Raw genomic sequence first — 8,756 nt, 5'->3', positions numbered from 1 at the left:
TGGAAATCGACGATGAAATCCGCACGCTGGCCCAGGATATGCTCGACACCATGTATGACGCGCCCGGCATTGGCCTGGCCGCCACCCAGCTTGGCGTGATGAAGCGCATCGTGGTCATGGATCTGGCCCCTGAGGAGGGGCCGCGCGCCCCGATGGTGCTCATCAATCCCCAGATCACCCATTTCGGCGAGCAGATGCAGGTGACCGAGGAGGGCTGCTTGTCTATTCCCGAGCTTTATTACGAGGTCGAGCGGCCCAATGAAGTCACGGTGAAATATACCGATCTGGATGGCAAGGAAGTGGTGCGCGAGGCCGAGGGCCGGCTTGCGGTCTGCATCCAGCACGAACTCGATCACCTCGATGGCGTGATGTATATCGATTATCTGAGCCGCTTGAAGCGCGACCGCGTCATCAAGAAATTCGACAAGGCCGCCCGCCGCGCCGCTGGCTAGGGCGCCGAAAAGCCCGCCCCCGCACGGATGGAAGGAACCCGATTTTGCGCGTCGTCTTCATGGGTACGCCGGATTTCTCCGTTCCCACGCTTACCGAGCTTGTTGCATCCGGTCATGAGGTCGTCGCGGTTTATACCCGCACGCCCAAACCGGCGGGGCGGGGGCAGGAAGAGCGCAAATCCCCGGTGCATCTGGCCGCCGAAGGCTTCGGCATTCCGGTCTTCACCCCGCGCTCGCTCAAGGGCGAGGCCGAGCAGATTGTCTTTGCCAGCCACGGCGCGGAAGTCGCGGTGGTGGTCGCCTATGGCCTGCTGCTGCCCAAGGCCATTCTGGATGCGCCCGAATATGGTTGCCTCAACCTGCACGGCTCGCTTTTGCCGCGCTGGCGCGGCGCCGCGCCCATCCAGCGCGCGATCATGGCCGGCGACAGCCAGACCGGCATCATGGTCATGAGAATGGACGAAGGGCTCGATACCGGCCCGGTCTCGCTGGGCGAAGTTATCCCCATCGGCTCCGACATGACTGCCGGCGAATTGCACGATATCATGATGCGCGTCGGCGCCGACCTCATGGGCCGCGCCATGGCGGCGCTGGAGCGGGGGAGCCTGGATTTTACCGCCCAGCCGCCCGAGGGCGCCGTCTATGCCTCCAAGATCGAAAAATCCGAGACCCGCATCGATTGGTCTCGGTCCGCGAAGGAGGTGCATAACCACATTCGCGGCCTCTCGCCTTTCCCCGGCGCCTGGTTCGAGCTGGAGCTGAGCGGAAAGCCCGTGCGCATCAAGGCCTTGCGCTCGACGCTGGCCGCGGGTGGCGGTGCCCCCGGCACCATCCTTCCTGGCCTGGCCATCGCCTGTGGCGACGGCGCGGTTCAGCTCACCCAGGTGCAGCGCGAAGGCAAGGGCGCCATGGACAGCGCCACGTTCCTGCGCGGGGCAGGGGACCTGCCCGCCACGGCTGGCTGATGCCCCGCTATAAGCTCACCATCGAATATGACGGAACCCCTTTTTCCGGCTGGCAGCGCCAGGCCGACCGGCCCAGCGTGCAGCAGGCGGTGGAGCGGGCCATCCACGCCATGTCGGGTGAAACCGTCACCCTTCAGGCCGCCGGGCGGACCGATGCCGGTGTCCACGCGCTGGGGCAGGTGGTGCATTTCGACCTGTCGCGGACCTGGGACAGCTTCCGCATCCGTGAGGCGCTGAACTATCATTTGCGGCCCAATCCGGTGGCGGTGCTGTCCGCAGAAGCGGTGGGGACGGATTTCGAAGCGCGCTTTTCCGCCCGGGCCCGCCATTACGAATATCGCATCCTCAACCGCCGCGCCCCGGCGGTGCTCGAGCGCAACCATGTCTGGCACGTGCCCATGGAACTCGATGCCGACGCGATGGATCATGCCGCCGGCCTCATCCTGGGCCTGCATGACTTCACCACTTTCCGCTCCGCCGAATGCCAGGCCAAGTCTCCCCTGCGCACGCTCGACGTCTTCCGGGTGCGCCGCGAGATCGAGCATGTCGTGGTGACGGCCAGCGCGCGCGGCTTCCTGCATCACCAGGTGCGTTCCATGGTGGGCTCGCTCAAGCTGGTGGGCGAGGGCAAGTGGTCGCCGGCCGATTTCCGCGCCGCGCTGGATGCGCGCGACCGCCGCCGCTGCGGCGCCATGGCGCCAGCCGCTGGGCTTTTCCTCACCGGCGTCGATTATTAAAGCGCGTCCAGAAAAAGCGGCGGCGGGGTTTTGCGGTTGGGAAACGCGGCGGAACAGTGAAAGGCTTTAGATCGTCGGCGTTCCGATCAGCGACATCATGATGCCGATGGCGATGAAGACCCCCACCGTCTGGGCCAGGAACAGGATGCCGATCTGCCAGCCGGTCAGCGTCACCACCAGCCGGCCGATATTGATGAAAGTGACGATGGCCATCACCATCACGCCGATAAGCACCAGCCCGCTCAGCGGCGTGAGCGAGGACAGCACCACCAATATGGCCGAGAACAGCGTTACCCAGTTGGAGGCGGTAAGGAAGGGCAGGAAACCGTCCTGCCGGCCCATTTGGCGCAAGGCCAGATAGCTGGTTCCCGCCTGGGCGAGGAACAGCACCACATTGACGATGACCGATTGCGTGGCCGCGCCGGCCGGCAGGCTCATGCCGAACAGGTGCGGCGCGAAGCCGGTGAGGGTAATGGCGAGAACGACCGCCACCAGGCTGCCTATGAACCCGCGCGGGCTCAGGTCGAAATAGCCGGGGGCGTCGCGCCGTCCGAGCAAAAGGGCCACACAGCCGCGCAGGGCGGACAGGGCTTCAGGGAGGAAAGTCGTGGTCGGTTGGGCCAAGGGCTTGCCTCGAAATTCAGTCTGGCGTGGGAAGGTTGCTCACCATGTAGAGCGCCAGACGCAAAGCGACAAGCAGCACGACGCTCAAAACCGCAAAAGCGATGGCCACGACCACATGCCAATTCGTTGCCATGCGCGCCAGCCGGTAGAGCAGATAGGCCAGCCCCGCCCATGCCAGCATCACCAGCGGCCCGCCGGTCAGCGCCAATAGTCCCTCGACCAGCAGGAAGGCGGTGGCGGCATAGGTGCCGGGCACCATCACGTCCTGCACCGGCCCCGCGTCGCGCATCGTCCGGCGCGTCACCCAGACCATGATGGCCAGCGCCAGAAGCGGCAGCCCCAGCACCAGCATGGCCACGACCACCCCGATAAGCCCCGGCATGCCGATATGGGCCGAGGCCACCACCACGGCGAGGAAAGCAGCGAAGGCGAACACCGCCAGCGCCACCGCCAGTCCCGAGGCGGTGCGGTTGAACTGCGCCGTCCATTCCGGCTGTCCCAGGATTATCATGCGCCAGCCGAGGGCGGCATCCTTGAGTGCAGTCCACGGATTCATGCGGCGTCTCCGAAGAAGCCGAGCATGAATCGGCGGTAGATTTCGGTCAATTCGGCGAGGTCGGCCAGTGCGATATGCTCGTCCACCTGGTGCATCGAGGGTCCGACCAGCCCGCATTCCACCACCGGCCCATAGGGGGCGATGAACCGCGCATCGGATGTGCCTCCACCGGTGGAAAGGACCGGACGCCGGCTTGTGACCGCTTCGATGGCATCGGACAGGATGTCGACATCGCCGCTGAGCGGGGAGAGGAAGGAGCGGGATGGTGTGCCGGAGATTTCGAAATCGACGCGGGTTCCGGCCGCGTCGACGCCGGCGAGCCGCCCCCGCACCCAATCCGCAAGTGTCTCGGGCGTCCACAACTCGTTATAGCGGATATTGAAGCGGAACGTGCCGACGGCGGGGATGAGATTGGACACCGCATTGCCCACATCGATCGAGGTGATTTCCAGATTGCTGGCAGGAAAATGTGCGCTGCCGGCGTCGATCTTTATATCGAGCGCGCTCACCAGCCGGGCCAGCACCGGCAGGGGATTGTTGGCCTTTTCGGGATAGGCGACATGTCCCTGGGTGCCAGTGACACTCACCCGGCCTGAAAACGAGCCGCGCCGGCCGATCTTGATGCTGTCGCCCAGAAGCGCGGCGGAACTAGGCTCCCCGACAATGGCGAAGTCGAAGTCATGCCCCTCCGCCGCCATCCAGGCCAGCAGCGGCTCGGTGCCGTTGACGGCCTCGGCCTCCTCGTCATTGGTGATGGCCAGGAGGATCGTGCCCGCCTCGGCAGGCACGACAGAGGCCGCCGCGACGAAGGCGGCGATGCCCGATTTCATGTCGGCGGCCCCGCGCCCGAAAAGCCGGCCCTCATCCTCGCGGGCGACAAAGGGATCGCTGGTCCAGAGCGCCGCGTCACCGGGTGGCACCACATCGGTATGGCCGGCAAAAAGCAGCCTGCGCCCACCCGTGCCGCGCCTGGCAAAAAGATTGTCCACCGGATAGGAGCCCCTGCCTTCAAAGCGCAGGCGCGTGGTGGAAAAGCCGGCTGCTGCGAGCGCCGTTTCCAGCACATCGAAAACGCCGGCCGTTTCGGGTGTCACCGAACGGCAGGCGATGAGGTCGTGCAGCAGCTTGGCCGGATCGAGGCTCATCTCAATCCCGCAAAAGTTCGTTGATGCCGGTCTTGCTGCGGGTCTGGGCGTCCACCGTTTTGACGATCACCGCGCAATAAAGGCTGGGGCCGGGCTGGCCGTTGGGCAGAGGCTTGCCGGGCAGGGCGCCCGGCACCACCACCGAATAGGGCGGCACCTTGCCGATATGGACTTCTCCGCTGTTGCGGTCGACGATCTTGGTGGAAGCGCCGATGAAGACACCCATGGAGAGCACCGCGCCTTCCCCCACGATCACGCCTTCCACAACTTCCGAGCGCGCCCCGATAAAGCAATTGTCCTCGATGATCACCGGCCCGGCCTGCAAGGGCTCGAGCACGCCGCCAATGCCCACGCCCCCCGAAATATGAACGTTCCGGCCGATCTGCGCGCAGGAGCCCACGGTGACCCAGGTGTCAACCATGGTGCCCTCATCAACATAGGCCCCCACATTGACGAAGCTGGGCATCAGCACGACGTTCCGGGCGATATGGGCGGGGCGGCGCACCACCGCCCCCGGCACGGCGCGGAAGCCGGCCTCGCGGAACCGGGCTTCGGTCCAACCTTCGAATTTGGTCTCCACCTTGTCCCAGTAATACGACTGGCCTGGCGCGCCGGCGATGAGGCGATTGTCGGTGAGGCGAAAATGGAGCAGCACCGCCTTCTTGAGCCATTGATTGACCTGCCAGGCGCCGTTCACCTTTTCGGCGACGCGAACCGTCCCCGTGTCGAGCAGGCGCAGCGCCTCTTCCACCGCCTCGTATATTTCCCCTTTCGTCTCCAGGCCCAGTTGCGCGCGCGCCTCGAAGGCGTCGTCGATCACCTTGGCGAGATCGGTATGGGGCATGGGCATTTCCTTAGCTGGAGGGGAGGCGAACATAAACGGCGCCAGCCTCGTGTCAATCGCCTCCATACAGGCGGGCGGGCCGTCAGCCGCCGCGCCCCGAGGGGCTTCGGCTCTGATTGGCCAGCCCGCTGATGGCGGCGCGCAGCGCGGCGGGCTTGACCGGCTTGGTGACCACGGCAATGCCGCGTTCTTCGGCCAGGGTCCGCACCGCCGGGCTGCGGTCGGCGGTGACAAGCGCCGCCGGCAGGTGCCCGCCCAGATTGTGCCGCAGCCATTCGATGGCATCGAGCCCCGATGTCTGGTCGAGGTGATAGTCCATCAGCACCATATCCGGATACCAGCCTTCCAGCAGGTGCTCGCGGTCGATCTGCTTGAGCGAGAGCGCGCTGCGCACGTCACAGCCCCAATGGCGCAACAGCCCCTCCATGGCCTCGATGATGGCCTTTTCATTGTCCACGCACAGCACTTTGAGTCCCAGCGTGCCGAAGCTGGTTTCGCTCGGCGCGGCGCTGGCGGGGGCGGTGGGAAGCGTGCTGCGCGTCGCCGGCAGGAACAACGAAAAGCGTGAGCCGCGCCCCTCATGGCTGTCCAGTTCCAGCGTCAGCCCCAGCGCGCTGACGAGACGCTGCACGATGGACAGGCCAAGCCCCAGCCCCTGGGCCATGCGCGCGCCGCGCTCGAGCCGCGAGAATTCGACAAAGACCAGCCGGTGCTGGTCGCGGTTGAAGCCGATGCCGGTGTCGATGACGTCGAGCCGCATGCGGCTGCCCCGCCGCCGCAGCCCCACCAATACCTTGCCCCCCGGCGGGGTGTATTTGATGGCGTTGGAGACCAGGTTCTGCACGATGCGCCCCACCAGCGTGCGATCGGCCAGCACGGTGGCATTGGTGGGAACGATGCGCAGCGCGATCTGCTTTTCACGGGCCAGCGGGCCGAATTCCACCTCTATCTTGCGCAACAGGTCGCGCGCCGCCACCGGGGCGGGAGCCGGCTTGAGCGCGCCGCTGTCGATGCGGGAGATATCGAGCAACGCTGTCATGATGTCTTCCACCGCCGTCAGCGAAGCCTCGATGGAATTGGCCAGGTCGGCCAGGCTGGTGGATTTGGCGCGCTCGATCAGGGTCGATGTATAAAGCCGGGCGGCATTGAGCGGTTGCAGCAGGTCATGGCTGGCGGCGGCCAGAAAGCGGGTCTTGTCGATATTGGCGGCGTCCGCCTTGGCCCGGGCGCTTTCCAGCTCGGTATTGACGCGCGTCAGCGCCGCCGTACGCTCCTCCACGCGCTCTTCCAGCGATTGGTTGACCCGCTCCAGCGCCTTTTCCGCCCGCACCCGCGCCGTGACGTCGGTGAAGCTGATGACCAGGCCGCCATCGGGCAGGCGGCTGGAATGGAATTCCAGCATCTGGCCGGCGCTGCCCTGGCGCTGGGTGATGGTGGTGGGCGCCTGGGTGAGCAGGTTGATTCGCTCGATGGCCAGCCGCGCGGCGTCTCCCGGGCCCAGATCTCCGCGATCGCCCAGAAACAGCGCCATGTCGAAAAGCGCCGTGCCCGGCCGGGTCAGGTCGGGCGGCAGGGCCAGATAGTCATTGTAGCGGCTGTTGGAAACGACCAGCCGCAAGGCGGCATCGAACACCGCAATGCCTTGCGGAAAATGATCCATGGCTTGCCAGAGGCTGGTGGCGGCCTCCTGCGCTGGAGCAGGCATTGGGTTGATCCTTCAAGGGCGGCGCGGCCGGACTATCGCGCTCTCCCGGGGAACAGTGCAAGACCTACTCTGGCCCCATTGCATTTCGGAGCCGGTTAATGGAATCCTACCGCCCCGCAGGTCGCGAGCGCCCGGGAGGCGAAGACAGTTTGAAAGGCTCATCAATGTTCAAGGAATTCCGTGACTTTGCCATCAAGGGCAACATGATCGACCTTGCTATAGGCGTGATCATCGGTGCTGCTTTCGGCGCCATCGTGTCGTCCATCGTCGACGATATCTTCATGCCGCTCATCGGCATCATCATCGGCGGCATCGATTTTTCCGGCATCGTGCTCACCGTGGGCGAAGCCAAGGTCAATATCGGCCTGTTCATCAACGCCGTGGTGAAATTCACCATCATCGCCTTTGTGCTCTTCCTCGTCGTCAAGGGCATCAACGCCCTCAAGCGCGATGCCGCCAAGGAGCCGGTGGAAACCACGCCCGCGCCCAGCCGGGAGGAAGTGTTGCTCACCGAAATCCGCGACGCCCTGCGCGCCAATCCGCGCTGATATCACAGAGCCGGCGACCGGAAACGGCGCCGGTTTTTTGTCTCAAGAGATATAGGATAAAATTCCGTTGACAGGAAGATTATAGGTCAGTAAACCTATTTATAGGTGGTACATCCTAAGGGTTGCCCGGCTCGACAGCGCCGGCCCCTAGCGCAAACTACCTTGGCGATTCACCGCAGTTGAATCGCTGCTTGTTCCGTCCCGTGGGGGGAACCTCGCGAGCCGGTTCGCAGCACTGGGGGCGTCGCGTGGTTCAAACTTGCCAGGGGCAGAGGGCGAAATGAGCGATCAGGTCTATTATCATTCCTATCTCAACCGCGACCGGCTGATCCATATCGTGGATGCGGATCCGGCCACGTGCGAAGCGTTGAGCGTATTGTTTCGCCTTGAAGGTTTCCAGACGGTGTTCTCGCTGGAGGCGGGCCATTTCAGCATCAGCATGGAGCGCCGGCGGCCCGATATCGTGGTGCTCAACCTCAAGGTGGGCGATGAGAGCGGACTGGGCCTGTTGCGCCGCGTCAAGGCCCTGCGCACCGGCACGCCGGTGTTCATGCTGGCCGACGAGCCGCAGGTCGACGCGGCGGTAATGGCCATGAAGCTGGGGGCTTCCGATGTCATCACCAAGCCCATCGATACCGAGCATCTGCTCACCGTTATCCGCGATGCCTTGCGCCGCGACGTGCATCTGGGGGCCATGCAGGGCGGCCGCCGTCCGGTGGAAGTGCGCGGCTTTTCTCAACTCACCCCGCGCGAGCGCGAGGTTCTCCAGCTCATCACCAATGGTCAGTCAAACAAGGAAGCCGGCCGTGAACTGGGCATTTCCCCGCGCACCATCGAGGTGCACCGCGCCCGCGTCATGGAAAAGCTGGGCGCCCGCAATACGGCGGATCTGATGCGGATCGTGCTGACGAGTTGAAAACCTTCCGGCGGCGGAAGGGGGGCTTAGCCCCCCAGGCTCGGCAGGGTCAGGTCGCCGGAGGTCAGCTTGCCGGCGGTGATGGCGGGGTCTGCTTCCACCCGCGGAATTTCCAGGCTCGCCCAGACGCTGACCAGCGCGTGGCGCAGCTCGAAGATCATCTCGTCGGTATGCAGCGGAGTGGGCGTGATGCGCAGACGCTCCGTGCCCTTGGGCACGGTGGGATAATTGATGGGCTGGATATAGATATTGTGCTTGTCCAGC

At 64.8% G+C, this 8,756-nt stretch carries 11 protein-coding genes; 5 read left to right on the top strand and 6 right to left on the bottom strand.

Translation table 11 applies throughout. The annotated features are described in order from the left end of the window. From def to truA, 3 genes are all read left to right on the top strand, one after another. Window positions 1–452: peptide deformylase (gene def / locus VDP82_RS09850; protein WP_323014675.1), on the top strand; the 452-nt coding region annotated here is incomplete at its 5' end. 44 nt (window positions 453–496) lie between these two features. Next, the gene (gene fmt / locus VDP82_RS09845; protein ID WP_323014674.1) at window positions 497–1,417 is read left to right on the top strand and encodes a methionyl-tRNA formyltransferase; all 921 of its coding nucleotides are present in this window, start codon (window positions 497–499) and stop codon (window positions 1,415–1,417) included. Then, complete coding sequence (gene truA / locus VDP82_RS09840) at window positions 1,417–2,154, top strand: tRNA pseudouridine(38-40) synthase TruA (protein ID WP_323014673.1); 738 nt, start codon at window positions 1,417–1,419, stop codon at window positions 2,152–2,154. Before fmt ends, truA begins: the two co-directional genes overlap by 1 nt. 66 nt (window positions 2,155–2,220) lie before the next feature. On the opposite strand, the gene VDP82_RS09835 is transcribed toward truA, so the two are convergent. The 5 genes from VDP82_RS09835 to VDP82_RS09815 form a co-directional block, all read right to left on the bottom strand. Beyond that, window positions 2,221–2,778: a hypothetical protein gene (locus VDP82_RS09835; RefSeq protein WP_323014672.1), complete on the bottom strand. Its 558-nt coding sequence runs from the start codon at window positions 2,776–2,778 to the stop codon at window positions 2,221–2,223. Between the two features lie 16 nt (window positions 2,779–2,794). Next, on the bottom strand, window positions 2,795–3,334 hold the full coding sequence (locus tag VDP82_RS09830) for a hypothetical protein (protein WP_323014671.1): 540 nt from the start codon (window positions 3,332–3,334) through the stop codon (window positions 2,795–2,797). Beyond that, a complete protein-coding gene (gene dapE, locus VDP82_RS09825; RefSeq protein WP_323014670.1) occupies window positions 3,331–4,479 on the bottom strand; it encodes a succinyl-diaminopimelate desuccinylase in 1,149 nt (382 codons plus the stop codon). The genes VDP82_RS09830 and dapE overlap by 4 nt, the downstream gene beginning before the upstream one ends. 1 nt (window position 4,480) lies before the next feature. Then, on the bottom strand, window positions 4,481–5,323 hold the full coding sequence (gene dapD, locus VDP82_RS09820; protein WP_323014669.1) for a 2,3,4,5-tetrahydropyridine-2,6-dicarboxylate N-succinyltransferase: 843 nt from the start codon (window positions 5,321–5,323) through the stop codon (window positions 4,481–4,483). An 82-nt stretch (window positions 5,324–5,405) separates the two neighbouring features. After that, on the bottom strand, window positions 5,406–7,028 hold the full coding sequence (locus tag VDP82_RS09815; protein ID WP_323014668.1) for a hybrid sensor histidine kinase/response regulator: 1,623 nt from the start codon (window positions 7,026–7,028) through the stop codon (window positions 5,406–5,408). A 164-nt stretch (window positions 7,029–7,192) separates the two neighbouring features. On the opposite strand from VDP82_RS09815, the gene mscL reads away from it, so the two are divergent. Together mscL and VDP82_RS09805 are read left to right on the top strand one after the other, a co-directional pair. After that, window positions 7,193–7,576, top strand: a complete 384-nt coding sequence (mscL, locus tag VDP82_RS09810) for a large-conductance mechanosensitive channel protein MscL (protein WP_323014667.1) — start codon at window positions 7,193–7,195, stop codon at window positions 7,574–7,576. Window positions 7,577–7,856: 280 nt separating this feature from the next. Continuing rightward, complete coding sequence (locus VDP82_RS09805) at window positions 7,857–8,492, top strand: response regulator transcription factor (protein WP_323014666.1); 636 nt, start codon at window positions 7,857–7,859, stop codon at window positions 8,490–8,492. 26 nt (window positions 8,493–8,518) lie between these two features. On the opposite strand, the gene VDP82_RS09800 is transcribed toward VDP82_RS09805, so the two are convergent. After that, window positions 8,519–8,756: aminotransferase class I/II-fold pyridoxal phosphate-dependent enzyme (locus VDP82_RS09800; protein WP_323014665.1), on the bottom strand; the 238-nt coding region annotated here is incomplete at its 5' end.

It is taken from the genome of Devosia sp. (assembly GCF_034675085.1).
Classification (GTDB): Bacteria; Pseudomonadota; Alphaproteobacteria; order Rhizobiales; family Devosiaceae; genus Devosia.
This window is presented reverse-complemented; position numbering and strand designations above follow the sequence as displayed.

Excerpts from the sequence above, each read along its gene's own strand:
- truA (WP_323014673.1), top strand. The coding sequence starts at position 1,417 with ATGCCCCGCTATAAGCTCACCATCGAATATGACGGAACCCCTTTTTCC.
- VDP82_RS09830 (WP_323014671.1), bottom strand. The coding sequence starts at position 3,334 with ATGAATCCGTGGACTGCACTCAAGGATGCCGCCCTCGGCTGGCGCATG.
- dapE (WP_323014670.1), bottom strand. The coding sequence starts at position 4,479 with ATGAGCCTCGATCCGGCCAAGCTGCTGCACGACCTCATCGCCTGCCGT.
- dapD (WP_323014669.1), bottom strand. The coding sequence starts at position 5,323 with ATGCCCCATACCGATCTCGCCAAGGTGATCGACGACGCCTTCGAGGCG.
- VDP82_RS09815 (WP_323014668.1), bottom strand. The coding sequence starts at position 7,028 with ATGCCTGCTCCAGCGCAGGAGGCCGCCACCAGCCTCTGGCAAGCCATG.
- mscL (WP_323014667.1), top strand. The coding sequence starts at position 7,193 with ATGTTCAAGGAATTCCGTGACTTTGCCATCAAGGGCAACATGATCGAC.
- VDP82_RS09805 (WP_323014666.1), top strand. The coding sequence starts at position 7,857 with ATGAGCGATCAGGTCTATTATCATTCCTATCTCAACCGCGACCGGCTG.